This is a genomic window from Peteryoungia rhizophila (genome assembly GCF_004912145.1).
GTDB classification, from domain to species: Bacteria; Pseudomonadota; Alphaproteobacteria; order Rhizobiales; family Rhizobiaceae; genus Allorhizobium; species Allorhizobium rhizophilum.
Genome location: NZ_STGT01000003.1, coordinates 955,086 through 971,448, shown reverse-complemented (window position 1 = coordinate 971,448; position 16,363 = coordinate 955,086). Strand labels below are relative to the sequence as shown.

The following is a 16,363-nucleotide window of genomic DNA, read 5'->3' as shown; positions in this document are numbered from 1 at the left end:
CCTTTGGAGGGGGTGGTGGAGGCCCTTTCGGGCGGATGCAGTTCGCCCAGGCGCACCGAAAAGGAGCGTCTCGCCACGGAATTCCACGCTGTTGTTCGTGCCCCCCGGAAGGGGATCGAGACGTTCTGCTGAATCCCTTTTTCGAAGAAGCTTTGTCCATCAGGGCGGACGTTGGCAGCATGTCCGTCGCGCCCTCGGCGGTGGGAAGGGAAACGCTTTTGCGAAGTTTCCCGCCCACATTGACTAAGACGACTAAGGCGGTAGTCTTAAATCGTTAACGCCAGAGAGGAGGCACAGACATGAAGTGCATTGGGAAAAATCTTGCGGCGTTTCTCGTCGGATTGAGCCTGTCCACCGGCCTTGTGCTGCCGGCAGGCGCTGCGGAGCTCCTGAACGTCTCCTATGATCCGACACGCGAGCTCTATGCCGAGTTCAACACGGCTTTTGCAAAGCACTGGCAGGCCGAGACAGGCGAGACGCTGACGATCAGCCAGTCGCATGGCGGATCCGGCCGCCAGGCCCGCGCCGTGATGGAAGGCCTTGAGGCCGATGTGGTCACACTCGCCCTGCAGAGCGACATCGACATCATCTCCGAGCGGGCAAAGCTGATCGCGCCGGACTGGCGCACCCGCCTGCCCAACAACTCGTCCCCCTATACCTCGACCATCGTCTTCCTGGTGCGCAAGGGCAATCCGAAGGGCATCCAGGATTGGGGCGATCTGGTGAAGGGCGATGTGCAGATCGTCACCCCGAACCCGAAGACCTCGGGCGGCGCGCGGTGGAACTATCTCGCGGCCTGGGCCTGGGCCAACCAGGAATACGGAGGCGACCAGCAGAAGATCCGTGACTACATCGCCGAGATTTACCGCCGCGCTCCTGTGCTCGATACCGGCGCTCGAGGCTCGCTCACGAGCTTTGCCCAGCGCGAAATCGGCGACGTGCTGATTTCCTGGGAAAACGAAGCCTATCTCGCCGGCAAGGAATTCGGCGCCGACCAGTTCGACATCGTCACCCCGTCGCTGTCGATCCTCGCCGAACCGCCGGTCGCCGTCGTCGATGTCGTCGTCGACAAGAAGGGCACCCGCAAACAAGCCGAGGCCTACCTGAACTACCTCTATTCGGCGGAAGGCCAGACGCTCGCGGCAAAGCACTTCTACCGCCCCTCGCGTCCGGACCTCGTGACGTCAGGCTCCGGCCCCGAATTGCCGAAGCTCGACCTCATCACCATCGACGATCCGCTCTTCGGCGGCTGGGCCAAGGCACAGCCTGAGCATTTCGGCGAAGGCGGTGTCTTCGACCAGATCTACCGCCCCTGACGGGCGGCTCCTCCCGAGGCAAGAAGGCGGCTCCGAAAGGGCCGCCTTCTCTGTTTGTAGAGGATGCGAAGCGACGGCCTCTTGACGGCCGGCCGCCGCCCGTCGTTGCGCCGCAGCACCTTTTCAGCTACAGAACCACTATCCACATGGACCCGGTGCAAATCCGGGTGGCTCTTCTGGCCGCCGATCCGCCAGACAACACAGCAACGCAACCATCGTCTTTTTCTGGCCCGAGTCCCTCTCGGACCGTTGCAACAACTGTGAAAAATCAACAATGCAAAGCTTTATCAATTACCGCCGCGAGTGGTTCTCCAATATCCGTGGCGATATCCTCTCGGGCATCGTCGTAGCACTTGCCCTCATTCCAGAAGCCATCGGCTTCTCGGTCATCGCCGGCGTCGATCCCAAGGTTGGCCTTTATGCCTCCTTCGCCATCGCCTGCGTCACCGCCTTCGTCGGCGGCCGGCCCGGCATGATTTCGGCTGCCACCGCCGCCACCGCCGTGATCATGGTCTCGCTGGTCAAGGAACACGGCCTGCAATATCTCTTCGCCGCCACCATCCTGATGGGCATCATCCAGATCCTCGCCGGCTTCCTGAAGCTCGGCCGCGTCATGCGCTTCGTCTCCCGTTCGGTGATCACAGGCTTCGTCAACGCGCTCGCCATCCTCATCTTCATGGCGCAGCTGCCGGAGCTGATCGGCGTGCCGGGTCTGACCTATGCGATGATCGCCGGTGGCCTCGCGATCATCTACCTCTTCCCCTATGTGACCAAGGCAATCCCGTCGCCGCTGGTCGCCATCGTCGTGTTGACGGCGCTTGCCTGGTGGACGGGCATGGACCTGCGCACCGTCGCCGACCTTGGCGAACTGCCCTCGACGCTGCCGGTCTTCCTGCTGCCGGATGTGCCGCTCACCCTCGAGACGCTGCAGATCATCCTGCCCTATTCGATCACGCTCGCCGCCGTCGGCCTGCTCGAGTCCTTGCTGACCGCTCAGATCGTCGACGACATGACGGATACGCCGAGCAACAAGAGCCAGGAATGCATCGGCCAGGGCACCGGCAACATCGCCTCCGCCATGATCGGCGGCATGGGCGGCTGCGCCATGATTGGCCAGTCGGTGATCAATATCACCTCGGGTGGCCGCGGACGCCTGTCGGCCTTCGTCGCCGGCGCCTTCCTGCTTTTCCTCATCGTGGTGCTCGACGATCTCGTCCGCATCATCCCGATGGCAGCCCTGGTCGCCATCATGATCATGGTCTCGATCGGCACCTTCTCCTGGCGCTCGATCCTGGATCTCCGCCGCAATCCCTGGCAGTCCTCCGTCGTCATGCTGGCAACCGTCGTCACGGTCGTTGCCACCCACGATCTCGCCAAGGGCGTCATTGTCGGCGTGCTGCTCTCCGGCATCTTCTTCGCCGGCAAGGTGGCCAAGCTGTTCAGCGTCATCCGCCACGCCGACGGGGCATCCGGCACCGTCACCTACCGCGTCACGGGCCAGATCTTCTTTGCCTCGGCCGAGAGCTTCATCCACGCCTTCGATTTCTCTGACGTGGCGGAGAAGGTCGTCATCGACGTGACCGCCGCCCATCTCTGGGACATCACGGCCGTCGGCGCATTGGATAAGATCGTGCTGAAATACCGCAAGGCGGGTGTCGAGGTCGATGTCCTCGGCTTCAACGAGGCGAGCGCCGACATGGTCGACCGCTTCGCCCTGCACGACAAGGACGAGCGGCTCGCCGCAAGTGCCGCCCTGCATTGACATCAAGGGCAGGGGGCGCCGGAAGACCGGCGCCCTTGTCCGACCTCACTCTGCGATCAAGCAAAGGTGAGGTCGCAAAACCGGATCCGCGCACTACCCTTGAGGTTAGGTGTCAACCAATCCGGAGAACGACCATGAACCGATCACTCTCCCTCTCTGCCCTTGCGGGCGTCGCCCTCTCTGCCGGTGCCGCCATGGCCCATCACGGCTGGTCCTGGGCCGAGGCCGACCAGATCGACCTGACCGGCACGATCACCGCGATCTCCTTTGCCCCGCCGCATCCGACCCTGGAACTCGACACCGCCGATGGCGGCTGGCGCATCGAACTCGGCAATCCCGGCCTGACCCAGCGTTCTGGCTTCGTCGAAGGCGTGGTCGATGTCGGTGACGAAATCACCATTCGCGGCAACCGCTCGCTCGATCCGGATGAAAAGCGCCTGAAGGCCGTGCGTGTCATCGTGTCGGGCAAGAATTACGACATCTATCCCAACCGCATCGTCACCAACTGACGGGCATGGAGTGGCTGGCCCCTCTCGGTGATAGCTTTGTGGCAAGGGCGCTCATCCGCTCGCCGACGCTCTACATTTTCGCCAATGCTAGCCACATCCTCTCGCTCGGCATGCTGCTGGGCGCGAGCGTCATCCTCGACCTGCGCCTTCTCGGCGCCTTTGCCCGCCTGCCGCTCAACGATACCGCCATCGTGCTCTCGCGCGTGGCGGCCGTGGCGCTTGCCTGTGCGGTCGTCACTGGCGCGCTCCTGTTTTCCGTGCGCCCCGTCGAATATGCAGGCAACACCGCCTTCCTAATCAAGATCCTGCTCGTCCTCTTCGCGACCGCCAACGCGCTTGCGGTCAAGCGGTCCCGTGGCTGGCATACGATGACGCAAGGCGCGCCCGTGACAGCGCCCCTCCGGTTCTCAGCCTTGGCTTCGCTCTTCCTCTGGCTGGGGGCGCTCCTGGCCGGGCGCTGGATCGGGTTTCTCTGAGAACCACCGCTTCGGGATCCCTCCGCCCGATCCACCCGAAAATGACGATTGTCAGCATATTTGCGCCACGCCGAAGCAATGTTAATCTTCCTCCGTTGTTTCGGGGGATTTCAACATGCCAACATTATCCGTCTGGTATTTCCGCACGGCGATCCTGTTCTTGATCGCCGGCATCTGTCTCGGTCTCTACATGTCGATCACGCACCAGTTCGAAGCGACGGGCGCCCATGCGCACATCAACCTGCTCGGCTGGGTCACCATGGCGATCTTCGGCATCTACTACGCGCTGAACCCGGTCCAGGCCGCAAGCCGGATCGCGAAGATCCAGTACATGCTCTACACGATCGGCATCCTGGTCATGGCGCCGTCGCTCTTCCTGATGCTGACCGGCAACCCGGCGCTGGAACCCGTCGTGGCGATTTCTTCGCTGGTGACTTTCGCCGGCGTCCTGCTGTTCGCGGTCATCCTGTTTACGCGTAAGGCCTGACGGGGAAGGCCGGCCCGCCCACGATGAGAAGGGGGCGGCGTTTATTCCGTCCTCGTCCGCCGGCAGTTATGCATGCGCTCTGGAGCATCGACCACCCAATCAGGTGGCGACGACCGGGAGGTTTGCGTCTTTCTGCCCCCACCGCTCCAGCGCCTCCAGCCCCACCGGCGTCAATCCATAGACGCCGCGCTCCACACGCTCGAACCAGCCATAGACATTGCCCTGCAGGATCTTGGCCGCCTCCGGTACATGTGCCCTGATCTCCCGCACCTTGAGCGGTCCCGCTGCAAGCGCTGATGCGCAGCCGAGCGCCTGCTGGCGATAGGCGGTCATCAAAGGGGTGCGGGTGCTGCCACCGACGGCCGGATCGCCGCGCCGCTTCTGGTGTTCGCGCATCAGCCGCGACCGCCGCTTCGGATTGGTCCTCGGCATCGGCGTGACCGACCCGACGATGACGCTGACATCGCCCTGATCCGAAACGCCAAGCATGCCGATCCCCAGCCGGCGGCACAGATCGCGGTAGCGCTTGTCGCTCTCGCGACCCTTGCCCTTGGCCGAGACGCGCCCCGCGATCCAGACTTCGTCGGCAACAGCCGCGCGATCGACGGCCTGCAGGATGAGTTCGAGATTGAAGCTGAGCTTCAGTTCGCAGACAACCAGGATCGGCGGATCCTGATCGCTGAGACCCACGAGATCGCAGCCGCCGATCTCGCCCTTGACGGTGTAGCCTGCCTTTTCGAGGAAGGCTTTGACCGGCAGATAAAGTGAAGTTTCCATGGACCTGATGCAATTGGGAGCAAGTGTCTGACGACTACAGCGATTTTCACGGCCGTGACACCCGCCGGACCTGCCTGTCGGTGAAAAAACTTCCCGTGAGCCGCCTCGACGTGAAGGCCATGGACGCATATCTGCAACCCGTGTCCTCGGTCCGCCCCGACCGAGAACCGAAAATTCGAAATCTCGACCCGTGGAGCCCATGCCCGATTTTCATATTCTGCAGCCGCCAGGCTTCGATCTGGTTCCGACCTGGCAGTGGCTGATGGCCACCTGGTTTGGCACAGGGCTGGTCGTGCCCTTCAGGGCAGGGCTGGCAGTCTTTGCCCTCCTGCCGCTGCTGTTGCTATCGATCAAATTGCCGAGGCTTGCGGTGCCGATGCTGGCCATCGTCATCTTCGCCCTCGGCGTCTATGTCTCGTCGGCGATCGATCTGGCGACGGGCGTGAAGGATGACCGCCGCATCGTCATCGATGAAGTGGCGGCCTTCCTGCTCGGCGCATCCCTCATTCGCCAGGCCGGCTGGAAAATGCTGGTGCCGTTTGCCGCGCTCTTCCTTTTCCTCGACAGGCTGAAGCCTTGGCCGATGGCCTATGTCGAGCAGGTGCCGACCGGCTGGGGCGTGATGCTGGATGATCTCGTCCCGGCGCTTTTGGTCGGCCTTGTCTTTGCGGTGGTTCAGCATGTCTGGAACCGGCAATCGCGCTGAACGCGACAGCCGGTTTCAAAGCATGCGCTGCCGCGACCGGTTCGATCAGGCGTCGATCCGCTTGACGAGCAGCTTGTCCACCCGGCGGCCGTCCATGTCGATCACTTCGAAGGACCAGCCCTTCGCGGTGAATTTTTCACCGAGAGACGGCAGGCGCTTGATCTCGTCGATGACGAAACCGGCAACGGTCTCGTAGTCCGGATCACCCTCGATCGGGAAGTTCATCTCGTCGGCAAACTCGTCGATCGGCATCCAGCCGGCGACCAGGAAGGATCCATCCTCGCGCTCGACGATCGGGGGCTCCTCGCCATCCTCTTCCTGGAAGACGCCGGTAATGGCTTCGAGAACGTCGCCCGAGGTCACGATACCTTCGAAATGGCCGTATTCGTCATAGACGAGAACCATGTGGGCCGGCGAGCGGCGCAGCGACTGAATGACATTCATGGCCCCGGTCCGGTCTGAAACCACGGGTGCATCACGCATCAGAGCACGGATGTCGAGACCGGTCCCCTGCAGGAAGGCGTCCAGGGCGTCCTTGACGAAGACGACACCCAGGATCTCATCCGAGGAGCCGTTGCGCACGGGAAGACGCGAACGCTGCGAATTGCGCAACTGCTCACGGATGGTGGCGAAGTCGTCCTGGATGTCGATGACCTCGACGTCGCGCCGCGGGGTCATCAGCCCGCGCGCGGTCCGGTCGGCGAGGCGCATGACCCCGGAGATCATTTCGGATTCTTCTTCCTCGATGACACCGGCGCTGTGCGCTTCTGCCAGCACGCTCCTGATTTCCTCGTCGGTCATCTTCTCGCCTTGCTCGCCCCTCTGGCCCAACAGGGCGAGAACGGCCTTGCCGGAGGCATTGAGCAACCAGACGAGAGGGAGCGCGACCTTGGACAGCATCGCCATGGCCGGTGCGACCTTGGACGCGACGAGCTCGGGGGCACGAAGCGCAATCTGCTTCGGCACGAGCTCACCGACGATCAGCGACAGATAGGTGATAGCGACGACGACGGATCCGACACCCAGGCCGTCTGCCAGGGCTTCCGACAGGCCCTGGGCCTGCAGCCAGCCGGCCAGGCGCGCGCCGAGCGTGGCGCCCGAGAATGCGCCCGAGAGGACGCCGACGAGGGTGATGCCGATCTGCACGGTGGAGAGGAAACGGCCCGGATCGTCGGCGAGCTTGATGGCGATGGCAGCGCCCCGATTGCCCTGTTCTGCAAGGAGCTTCAGTCGGACCGGGCGGGAGGAGACGACGGCGAGTTCGGACATGGCGAGAACGCCGTTGACGAGCGTCAGAAAGATAACGATGGAGATTTCGGTTAACACGAGAGGTCCATTGGTTACGTCGGGATGCGGCCGAGCAAGACGCTCGGCGATCCGGGATGCCGATAAGCCGGCCGGTCCCTCCGTTCCGCCGTCACGCGTCATTGCATGCGGCTGGGAAACGTCGACACGCCCTCATATATGGGACGAGGCGCCTTCGCGCAAACCGCAGCTTTGTGACCAGCAGGTTTCGGGTGGCTTCCGAACCCGTTCGCCCGCATTCTCGGCCCGGCAAAACATCGGAGGCCCGCATGCGCATCGACAGTCCGACCACGACACAAACCGGCCCGACCCCGGCGCAGTGGCAGGCGATCCGGACCCGCGACAGCTCCATGGACGGTCGCTTCTTCTATGGCGTCATCTCCACCGGCATCGTCTGCCGTCCCTCCTGCGCCGCCCGTCCTGCGCGGCCCGAAAGCCTCGTCTGTTACGAGACGGTAGAGCAGGCGAGCGCAGCCGGATTTCGCCCCTGCCTGCGTTGTCGTCCGGACCGACCCGAGACCTGGTGAAGTGCGGATCTTTCTCGCTATGGCGGAGGTGCAGTGGTTTGCCGCACGACAAGCTTGGCCGGGAGAATGCGACGGCCCTCGACCTGCAGCCCTCCCAGCGCCGCCTCCACCGCAAGCCGGGCGATCTCAGCCATCGGCTGTTCGATGGTGGTGAGTTTTGGAGTCGCCACTGCGGATTCGGGAACGCCGTCGAAGCCGACAACGGAGACATCAGTGGGAACGGTAAATCCGTTGCGGAAAAGCCAATCGACGGCCCACATGGCGATCTTGTCCGACATTGCAAGAAGGGCTGTCGGGTGATCGCTGCCGGAGAAGAGCTTTGCCATATTGGCGTGGGTGCTCTTCTCATCCTCTTGAGTGACCATGATCGGCGTGTCCGCAATGGCGATGCCAGCGGTCTCGAGAGCCTGCCAATAGCCGATGGCGCGGTCGCGGGAGGTGGAGTATCTGGCGTCGCGCATTTGGGCTTCGCTGACGAGACCGATGCAATCGTCGTCGATCAGGGTTGAGAGAATGCCGAAGCGACGATGGCCGAGGCTGAGAAGATGCTCGGCGGCCAAGCGGGCGCCATCAATATTGTTGACGCAGATCGCAGGAATGTTCGAGTCGGCGGCGCCAATAGCGAGAGCGACATAGGGAAGCTTTCTGGCGCGGGTTATGTCGACCAGCCGCTCGCCGCCTTCGACGCAAAGAAGGATGAATCCATCGACAACGGCGGACTGGATGTTCCAGTCGAGCCGCTCATCGCTCACCGCCGAAACCAGCGCGACACCGGCCCCTTGCGCGTCGCAGATCTTCGAGATTTCGGAAAGAAGATGGCGGGCCCAGAGATCCTCGAAGAAGTAGCTCAGGGGTTCGATGGCCGCCACGCCCACGGCATTGACCTTGCCGGCACGCAAGAGCCGGCCAGCGACATTCGGCCCGGCATAGCCGAGTTTTTCTGCAGCCTGCAGCACACGCTTGCGTACTTCTTCGCGCACCATATCGGGACGGTTGAAGACGTTGGAAGCGGTGCCTTGGGAAACGCCTGCTTCACGGGCTACGTCCCTGAGACGAATGGGTGTGTGGGAAGAAGTGACCATCGGGGAACCGTAGCAGAGGTTTTGTATCGGTTCAATTTCTGCTTGACTCGCACAGATGTAGGCCTCATTTTGAATCGATTCAATAATTTTGTGACGTTGAAATGAATCGATTCAATGGGAGATGAAGATGAGCTCTGTGCGCGACCGAGTCAGCACCGCCCATGGCGAACCTTCGCCGAACGAGAAACCCGTTCCCGGCTGCGTCGGGGAGGACAAGCGATTACCGACAGGACGGGAGCAGGCTCCATCTGCAAACGAGGTAACAATCTGTCATCCGATGCAGCAAAGCTCCTTATCCAGGCGGCGACGCAGGGCTGACGCAAAGCCCGATCCCTGGAAAGACCCTCTTGAGGGTGAAGAATGGGATGGGCTTCGCTGGTTCATCCATTTGCTGGCCTGGATACGTCGCGCAACCAACCGATGAAAGTGCCGCTGCCTGCGTTGTCGTCCGGACCGACCCGAGACCTGGTGAGGTGCGGGCCGGTCCCTGATTTTTATACCAGGAAGATCGAGATGATCGGGAAGGCCGTGAGGATGGCGATGCGGATCAGGTCGGCGCCGACGAAGGGGACGATGCCCTTGTAGGTCTCGCGGATCGGCACGTCGCGTGACATGGCCGATATGATGAACAGGTTGAGCCCCACCGGTGGCGTGATCATGCCGATCTCGGCCACCATCAGCACCAGAATGCCGAACCAGATGGCGAAATGCTCCGGGCTCATGCCGAAATCCATCGCCGTCACGATCGGGAAGAAGATCGGGATGGTGAGCACGATCATGGACAGCGAATCCATGATGCATCCGAAGACGATGTAGAGCAGGAGGATTATGATCAGCACCGTCATCGGCGCATAACCCTGCGCCGTCACCCATTCTGCACCCACCTGTGGCAGGCGGGAAAAGGCGAGGAACGAGTTGAAGACGGAGGCGCCGAGGATGATGAAGAAGATCATGCCGGTCGAGACGGCCGTCTCCTTGAAACATTCGAACAGAGACTTGCGATCGAGCCCACCATTGATGAAGGCGACGAGACCTGCGCCGACCGCCCCGACGGCCGCCGCCTGGGTGGGCGTGAACCAGCCGAGATAGATGCCGCCGACGACCGAGAAGAAGATGGCGACGACAGGCCAGACGGCAATCACCGCCGGCACCCGGTCCTTCCAGGCGATGCGGGCGGCATGGCCCGCCGATCCCGGCTTCACCCGCACATAGACGGCGATGACGATGAGGTAGGAGAGCGCTGCAATGATGCCTGGCACGAAGGCGGCAAGGAAGAGTTTGGCGATATTCTGCTCGGCGAGGATCGCATAGATGACCAGCACGACCGAGGGCGGGATCAGGATGCCGAGCGTGCCGCCGGCAGCAAGCGACGCCGTGGCGAGCCCGCCGGAATAGCCGTTGCGCTTCAGTTCCGGCAGCGCCACCTGCGCCATCGTGGCTGCGGTCGCAAGCGACGAGCCGCATATCGAACCGAAGCCGGCGCTGGCACCGACGGCCGCCATGGCGACGCCGCCCTTGCGATGCCCGAGAAAGGCGGCCGCCGCATTGAACAGCGCCTGGCTCATGCCACCGCGCGCGGCGAACTGGCCCATCAGCAGGAAGAGCGGAATGATCGACAGCGAATAGTTCGCATTTGTGTTCCAGGCCAGCGCCTTCATCTGGGCGAGGACCGGCGTCCATCTGTCGAGCACGAGATAGGTGCCGACGATGCCGGTGGCCAGCATGGCAGCCCCGATCGGCACACGCATCAGGATCAGGAGGATGAGAACGGGGAAGGACCAGAGTCCGATTTCGACGCTGCTCATCAATGGGCTCCAAGCGATGCAACAATGGTGCGTCGGTTCCGGATGTCCCGGATATCGGCGGCGACCACAAACAGGCAGATGATCAGATTGGCGAACAGAAGCGCGAGTGCGACGGCATAGCCCCACCAGACGGGGATGAGCAGCAGCGCCGTCGTCTCGCCATTGCCGAACTTGTCCATCGTGCCGACGAAGTGACGCCAGGTGACGAGACCGAGAAGCAGGGCGATCAGCACGTCGCCGATGACCTGCGTGACGTTCATCGCCTTCGGCCCGAATGCCGAGATCACGAGATCGACGCCGACATGGCCGCGCTTCAGCTGGCAATAGGGCAGAAAGGCGAAGACGGCGAGACCGCACAGGACTTCCACGAGTTCGATTTCGCCGGGCAGGGGACGGATCGTCAGACTGCCGGCAATCGACAGCATGGTCAGCGCGCAGGCGACGAGCAGGCACAGTCCGCCGAACGCGACCAGCGCCCCGGCCAGAACATGACAAGCCCGCTCGAGACGCTCAAAGCTGGTTGAGGTGGCGTTCGCCATGGGGGAGGTCCTCGGGTCTCAAGACGAAAAAGTCCGGGCGCCTTCCGACAGGACGCCCGGACAAGTTTGGGAGGTTACTTGGCGTTCGCTTCGATCATGGCAAGCGCGTCGTTGTAGAGCGTCGTGCCATCGAGGCCCTTGCCATCCATTTCGGCAATCCAGGCCTTGGTCACGGCTTCGCCGGCAGCCTTCCAGCGTGCGGTTTCGGCCTCGTCCAGGGTGATCGTGGTATTGCCGGCCGTATCGGCGATTTCCTTTCCGCGGATGTCGCCGGCGTCCATGGCCTGGCCGAACAGACGGGCCAGTTCCTTGCCCGAATTGTCGTCGATGACCTTCTTCAGATCATCAGGCATGGCGTCGTAGCTGTCCTTGTTCATGGCGAAGAAGAACGTGCCGGTATAAAGACCCGTCGAGCCGGAAAACGCCGTGTGGTTCGGCGCGAGTTCGGCAATCTTGATCGCCGGCGTCACTTCCCACGGCACGACAGAGCCGTCGATGACGCTCTTCGACAGGCTTTCCGGCACGGCCGTCACCGGCATGCCGATGGCCGATGCGCCCATGGCCTCCAGCATCTGGTTGATCACCTTGGACGTGCCACGCAGCTTCAGGCCCTGCATGTCTTCGAGCTTGGCAACCGGCTTTGACGCGATCGTGTGGATCAGGCCGGGACCATGCGTGTGTACGGCGAGCACGTGATAATCGGTCAGCTCGTCCTTGAGATGCTTCTCGTAATAGTCCTGGAAGGCGAGCGACGTCGCTTCGGCCGTGGTGACCATGAAGGGCAGCTCGAAGGCTTCCGACTTCGGGAACCGGCCCGGCGTATAGCCGAAGAGGGTCCAGGTGAGGTCGACGACGCCATCCTTGACCTGGTCGACGAGGTCGGCCGGCTTGCCGCCCAGCTGCATGGCCGGATAGAGCTCGACTTCGATCCGGCCGTTTGAATCGGCCTTGATCTTGTCCGCCCAGGGCTGAAGCACCTTGGCCGGGATCGTCGCCTGCGGCGGCAACATCTGGTGCAGTTTCAGGGTGACGTCGGCAGCGAAGCTTGTGGTCGCCGAAAGCGACATGACTAGTCCGGACAGGCCGGCAATGAGAAACGGGCGCAACATGATCTCCTCCCATGTCTTGTTGATCGCGGGGAACCTGCCGAGCCGAGGTCTCGTTGCGATCCGAACACATGACCGTGAGGTCATGAAAAGGTCGCAACATGGGACTCCTCACTCCCGTCCGGCAAACTCTCCCTTGATGGTTATGCTTACAGATGGCTTCGTCGCATGCAAATAATCTTCTGGCGGTCATGCATAACCAAACCTGTATGATTGGGCGCAATGCGCCGCGATCTTCCGATGCGGTTTCGAGCCGCCTTTCGCTGAGATGGAACGGGGGATCTTGGCGAGGACTGTGCGCGCCGCTATAGCTCGCCCGATCCGCTCATGACGAGCGGCATACCAGTTGATGTGTATCGAGGATGGTTCGGAAATGAGTTTCACCACTGCCGGGTCAGTCCGCCTCTCCAGGTCACTGCGTATCGCCGTGGTTCTTGCCGCGACTGGCCTCCTTTCGGCCTGTGCCGGACGTCCGGGGCCAGAAACCCTGGGCACTGTCGCGCTTGGCGATTTCCAGCCGACACGGGTCGAGACGCTCTATTCGGTGACCACCCGCGACCGGGCCGAGCCGGGCAAGAACGTGTTCACCACGGATAAGACCCGCGAACCCAATTATGCGAGCTTCGACGTCTCCATACCGCCGACCCATGTGGCAGCCGCGATCGAATGGCCGAAACCGGGCCGCAAGGTCGATCCCAAGACTGATTTTGCCGTGGTCTCCCAATCCGTGCTCGATCGCGCCGCACTCTTGCAGGCGGTCCGCAGGCGCGAGACTGCCGCGCCTGTCGTCTTTGTCCACGGCTACAACTACAATTTCCAGGAATCGCTCTTCCGGCTGGCCCAGCTGAAGACCGACAGCAATATCGCCGGCACGCCGGTGCTCTTCTCCTGGCCGTCGCTTGCCGCCTTGCCGGCCTATGTCGCCGACAAGGAGTCCGCCACATATTCGCGCGATGCGCTGGCCGACCTCCTGTCCGACATGGTGCGGGCGCGCAAGGGCGAGGTCGATGTCTTCGCCCATTCCATGGGCGGCTGGCTTACGGTCGAAGCCCTCCGGCAGCTCCGGCTGGAAGGCAAGGGCGATGTGCTCGACCGTTTGCGGGTGATCATGGCAGCCCCTGATATCGACGAGGACGTCTTCACGGCGCAGCTGGATGTGATCGGCCGCATGCGCACGCCCATCACCATCCTCGTGGCACCCGACGATCGCGCCTTGCAGGTGTCGAGCATCCTCGGTGCAGGCACCCAGAGGGTCGGCGCCCTCGATGCCCGAAGCCCGGAAGTCGAAGAAGCCGCGAAGCGCTATGGCATCACCATCGTCGACATCTCCTCGCTGGAATCGATCGATGCGACCAACCACAATCGCTTCTTCGACGTGAAGCAGCTGGCCGCTACGCTGAACAAGCCGGCCGCCGTCGCGACCTTGGGTGACGCCGGTGCCTTCGTGCTGGATGCCGCGGCCCAGACGGTATCCAGCCCCTTCTCGATAGCCGCGACCGTGCTGCGCCAACGCTGATGCGTCCAGTCATGGCCGGTCAACGGGTCGGCGGGCGCCGATCCGCAACCGCCTTATCAGGGACGGCCTTTCGGTCTATGGTAAAGACCTCGAAAGGAGCCGTGGCATGAACGAAACCGTCAAGCCTGCCGTCATCGACGACGAGGAATTCCACGCCGCCGCCGAAAGCGTGTTGCGCGAAGGCGAGACCGTTGCCGACCTCATCGACCGTTCGGCCCGGGCCGAGGTGGAGTATCGCAGGGTTCAGGCTGATTTTGTCGCGAAGGGATTGGTTGGCCTGGAAGAGGCTGAGCGTACAGGCGTCTGGTACGACGCGGACGAAGTCCACGCCGAACTCCGTGCAAAGCTCGAAAAGAAAAAGGCCCAGTTGAGCCAATGAGCCGCAAGGTCCGCTACAACGCGAAGGCTCGGGCGGATCTGAATAGGCTACACGACTTTCTCCTCGATCGGGATGTGGCTGCAGCCGAGCGCGCCCTGGATGTGATCATTGACGGCATCTCTGGTCTCGCCCATTTCCCCAATATGGGTCGGAAGTTGGAGCATGACGGCCAGCAGCTCCGGGAACTGCTGATCCCCTTCGGTCGAACCGGATATCTGGCGCTTTATCAGCTATCGTCAGACGGCGACGTCAACATCCTGGCCATCCGCCACCAGCGCGAAGATGACTCTCGCTGAGCTTTACCGGTCGCTAGTCTCCCAGCGCGGATTGATCCACGGTTCTTGATTGGAGCGGGGCAGGGGCTGACGCCCGAGGATATGATCCGCCGCCTTCTCGCCCGTCATGATCGAGGGGCCGTTGAGGTTGCCATAGGTCACATGCGGGAAGATGGACGAGTCCGCCACGCGCAGCCCCTCGACACCTATCACCTTTGTCGAGGAATCGACGACGGCCATGGGATCATCGGCGCGACCCATCTTGGCTGTGCCGCAGGGGTGATACGCCCCTTCGAGATGCTCCCGCAGATAGGCGTCGATTTCCTCGTCCGACTGAACATTCGGCCCCGGCGCCACTTCCGCCTCACGATAGGGGTCGAAAGCCTTCTGGGCGAAAATCTCGCGTGTGACCCGCACCGCATGGCGGAACTTCACCCAGTCCTCCGGATCGCTCATATAGTTGAAGCGCAGCACCGGCGCGTCTTTCACATCGGGCGAGCGCAGCGTTACCGAGCCGCGCGACTTCGACATGTTGTAGCCGACATGCGCCTGGAAGCCGTGGCCCCCGACCGACGACTTGCCGTCATAGGAGATCGCGATCGGCAGGAAGTGATACTGGATGTCAGGCCATTTGACGCCGGCCGCCGACCGGATGAAAGCCGCCGCCTCGAACTGGTTGGAGGTGCCCAAGCCCTTCTTGAAGAACAGCCACTGGGCGCCGACCACGCCCATCCAGAACCAGTTGTTCTTCGAATGCAGCGTGATCGGCAGCTTCGACTTGAACTGATGGTAATATTCCAGATGATCCTGCAGGTTCTGCCCCACACCTGGACGGTCGGCCACGACGGGAATGCCCATCTCCTTCAGATGCGCAGCCGGCCCGATGCCCGAGAGCATCAGGATCTTCGGCGAGTTGAAGGCCGAGGCGGCAACGATAACCTCCCGGTTCGCCTTGACGATTTCGATCCTGCCGCCGATCTCGACCTCGACGCCGACGGCGCGGGTACCTTCCATCACGACCTTGCGGGCATAACAGCGGATCAGCGAAACATTCGGCCGTTTCAGCGCGGGCTTGAGATACGCGTTCGCCGTCGACCAGCGCCGCCCTTGCCAGCTCGTCTGCTCCATCAGGCCGAAGCCTTCCTGTTGACGACCGTTATAGTCTTCGGTAACCGGGAATCCTGCCTGCCGCCCGGCTTCGATGAAGGCGCGGTAAAGCGGGTTCTTCGCCTCGCCGCGACGCACATGCAGCGGCCCGTCCGTCCCGCGCCAGCCCTCTTCACCGCCATGCGAACTTTCCTGCCGCTTGAAATAGGGCAGCACGTCCGCATAGGACCATCCTGTAGCGCCCATCTCTTCCCAGCGGTTGAAATCTTCCGCATGGCCGCGCACATAAACCATGCCGTTGATCGACGACGACCCGCCGATCACCTTGCCGCGCGGCGCAATCATCCGGCGATTGTTCAAGTGCGGCTCGGGCTCGGTCATGTAGCCCCAGTTGTAGCGCTCCATGTTCATCGGATAGGCGAGGGCGGACGGCATCTGCACGAAAGGTCCGATATCGGACCCGCCGAATTCCAGCACAATGACCGTGTTCTTCCCGTCTTCTGAAAGACGGTAAGCCATGGCCGCCCCTGCGGAGCCGGAACCGATGATGACGAAATCTGCGCTACTCATGCCAATCCCCAAAACATTCTGACCTTATTGCCCACTTTCAGCTCTCGTCCTCTTCCTCCGAAGAAGAGCGAATTGAGCGCGGTGGCGGCGTCTCAAACACCCTCCCCTTGAGGGGGAGG

At 62.4% G+C, this 16,363-nt stretch carries 17 protein-coding genes and 1 other annotated feature; of the genes, 10 read left to right on the top strand and 7 right to left on the bottom strand.

From position 1 onward, the window contains the following. Positions 1–299 precede the first annotated feature (299 nt). From E9677_RS15980 to E9677_RS15960, 5 genes are all read left to right on the top strand, one after another. Positions 300–1,316 (top strand): sulfate ABC transporter substrate-binding protein, encoded by a 1,017-nt coding sequence (locus tag E9677_RS15980; protein ID WP_136559035.1) that lies wholly within the window; start codon positions 300–302, stop codon positions 1,314–1,316. Positions 1,317–1,461: 145 nt separating this feature from the next. Beyond that, positions 1,462–1,517: a sequence feature (sul1 is cis-regulatory element that is thought to sense ions involved in sulfur or methionine metabolism; They are found in Alphaproteobacteria), on the top strand. Positions 1,518–1,590: 73 nt separating this feature from the next. After that, on the top strand, positions 1,591–3,078 hold the full coding sequence (locus E9677_RS15975; protein WP_136559034.1) for a SulP family inorganic anion transporter: 1,488 nt from the start codon (positions 1,591–1,593) through the stop codon (positions 3,076–3,078). Between the two features lie 134 nt (positions 3,079–3,212). Further along, the gene (locus E9677_RS15970) at positions 3,213–3,587 is read left to right on the top strand and encodes a DUF6152 family protein (protein ID WP_136559033.1); all 375 of its coding nucleotides are present in this window, start codon (positions 3,213–3,215) and stop codon (positions 3,585–3,587) included. Between the two features lie 38 nt (positions 3,588–3,625). After that, the gene (locus tag E9677_RS15965) at positions 3,626–4,063 is read left to right on the top strand and encodes a DUF6644 family protein (protein ID WP_408014725.1); all 438 of its coding nucleotides are present in this window, start codon (positions 3,626–3,628) and stop codon (positions 4,061–4,063) included. Between the two features lie 115 nt (positions 4,064–4,178). Next, positions 4,179–4,550 carry a hypothetical protein gene (locus tag E9677_RS15960; RefSeq protein WP_136559031.1) on the top strand — a complete coding sequence of 124 codons (372 nt, stop codon included), beginning with the start codon at positions 4,179–4,181 and terminating at the stop codon, positions 4,548–4,550. Positions 4,551–4,649: 99 nt separating this feature from the next. On the opposite strand, the gene E9677_RS15955 is transcribed toward E9677_RS15960, so the two are convergent. Beyond that, positions 4,650–5,327 carry a DUF2161 domain-containing phosphodiesterase gene (locus tag E9677_RS15955; protein WP_136559030.1) on the bottom strand — a complete coding sequence of 226 codons (678 nt, stop codon included), beginning with the start codon at positions 5,325–5,327 and terminating at the stop codon, positions 4,650–4,652. 199 nt (positions 5,328–5,526) lie between these two features. Between E9677_RS15955 and E9677_RS15950 the strand changes: the two genes are divergently transcribed. Further along, on the top strand, positions 5,527–6,033 hold the full coding sequence (locus tag E9677_RS15950) for a phosphatidylglycerophosphatase A family protein (protein ID WP_136559029.1): 507 nt from the start codon (positions 5,527–5,529) through the stop codon (positions 6,031–6,033). Between the two features lie 45 nt (positions 6,034–6,078). On the opposite strand, the gene E9677_RS15945 is transcribed toward E9677_RS15950, so the two are convergent. Beyond that, positions 6,079–7,359 carry a hemolysin family protein gene (locus tag E9677_RS15945; RefSeq protein ID WP_205910147.1) on the bottom strand — a complete coding sequence of 427 codons (1,281 nt, stop codon included), beginning with the start codon at positions 7,357–7,359 and terminating at the stop codon, positions 6,079–6,081. A 248-nt stretch (positions 7,360–7,607) separates the two neighbouring features. On the opposite strand from E9677_RS15945, the gene E9677_RS15940 reads away from it, so the two are divergent. Next, entirely contained in the window at positions 7,608–7,865 is a 258-nt protein-coding gene (locus tag E9677_RS15940; protein WP_136559027.1) for an Ada metal-binding domain-containing protein, read from the top strand. Positions 7,866–7,882: 17 nt separating this feature from the next. Here the strand turns inward: E9677_RS15940 and E9677_RS15935 are convergent, their stop codons facing one another. The 4 genes from E9677_RS15935 to E9677_RS15920 form a co-directional block, all read right to left on the bottom strand. Beyond that, positions 7,883–8,947, bottom strand: coding sequence for a LacI family DNA-binding transcriptional regulator (locus tag E9677_RS15935; RefSeq protein ID WP_136559026.1), 1,065 nt, complete (start codon positions 8,945–8,947; stop codon positions 7,883–7,885). Positions 8,948–9,441: 494 nt separating this feature from the next. Continuing rightward, entirely contained in the window at positions 9,442–10,752 is a 1,311-nt protein-coding gene (locus tag E9677_RS15930; RefSeq protein ID WP_136559025.1) for a TRAP transporter large permease, read from the bottom strand. Beyond that, positions 10,752–11,291 carry a TRAP transporter small permease gene (locus E9677_RS15925; protein WP_136559024.1) on the bottom strand — a complete coding sequence of 180 codons (540 nt, stop codon included), beginning with the start codon at positions 11,289–11,291 and terminating at the stop codon, positions 10,752–10,754. The genes E9677_RS15930 and E9677_RS15925 overlap by 1 nt, the downstream gene beginning before the upstream one ends. A 74-nt stretch (positions 11,292–11,365) precedes the next feature. Next, on the bottom strand, positions 11,366–12,400 hold the full coding sequence (locus tag E9677_RS15920; RefSeq protein WP_136559023.1) for a TRAP transporter substrate-binding protein: 1,035 nt from the start codon (positions 12,398–12,400) through the stop codon (positions 11,366–11,368). A gap of 370 nt (positions 12,401–12,770) precedes the next feature. On the opposite strand from E9677_RS15920, the gene E9677_RS15915 reads away from it, so the two are divergent. The 3 genes from E9677_RS15915 (at position 12,771) to E9677_RS15905 (ending at position 14,588) form a co-directional block, all read left to right on the top strand. Next, on the top strand, positions 12,771–13,913 hold the full coding sequence (locus E9677_RS15915) for an alpha/beta hydrolase (RefSeq protein ID WP_136559022.1): 1,143 nt from the start codon (positions 12,771–12,773) through the stop codon (positions 13,911–13,913). Positions 13,914–14,019: 106 nt separating this feature from the next. Then, positions 14,020–14,292, top strand: a complete 273-nt coding sequence (locus tag E9677_RS15910; protein WP_136559021.1) for a prevent-host-death protein — start codon at positions 14,020–14,022, stop codon at positions 14,290–14,292. Further along, entirely contained in the window at positions 14,289–14,588 is a 300-nt protein-coding gene (locus E9677_RS15905; RefSeq protein ID WP_136559020.1) for a type II toxin-antitoxin system RelE/ParE family toxin, read from the top strand. Before E9677_RS15910 ends, E9677_RS15905 begins: the two co-directional genes overlap by 4 nt. Positions 14,589–14,591: 3 nt before the next feature. Here E9677_RS15905 and betA read toward each other — a convergent pair whose 3' ends face one another. Then, complete coding sequence (betA, locus tag E9677_RS15900; protein ID WP_136559019.1) at positions 14,592–16,244, bottom strand: choline dehydrogenase; 1,653 nt, start codon at positions 16,242–16,244, stop codon at positions 14,592–14,594. Positions 16,245–16,363: the final 119 nt, after the last annotated feature.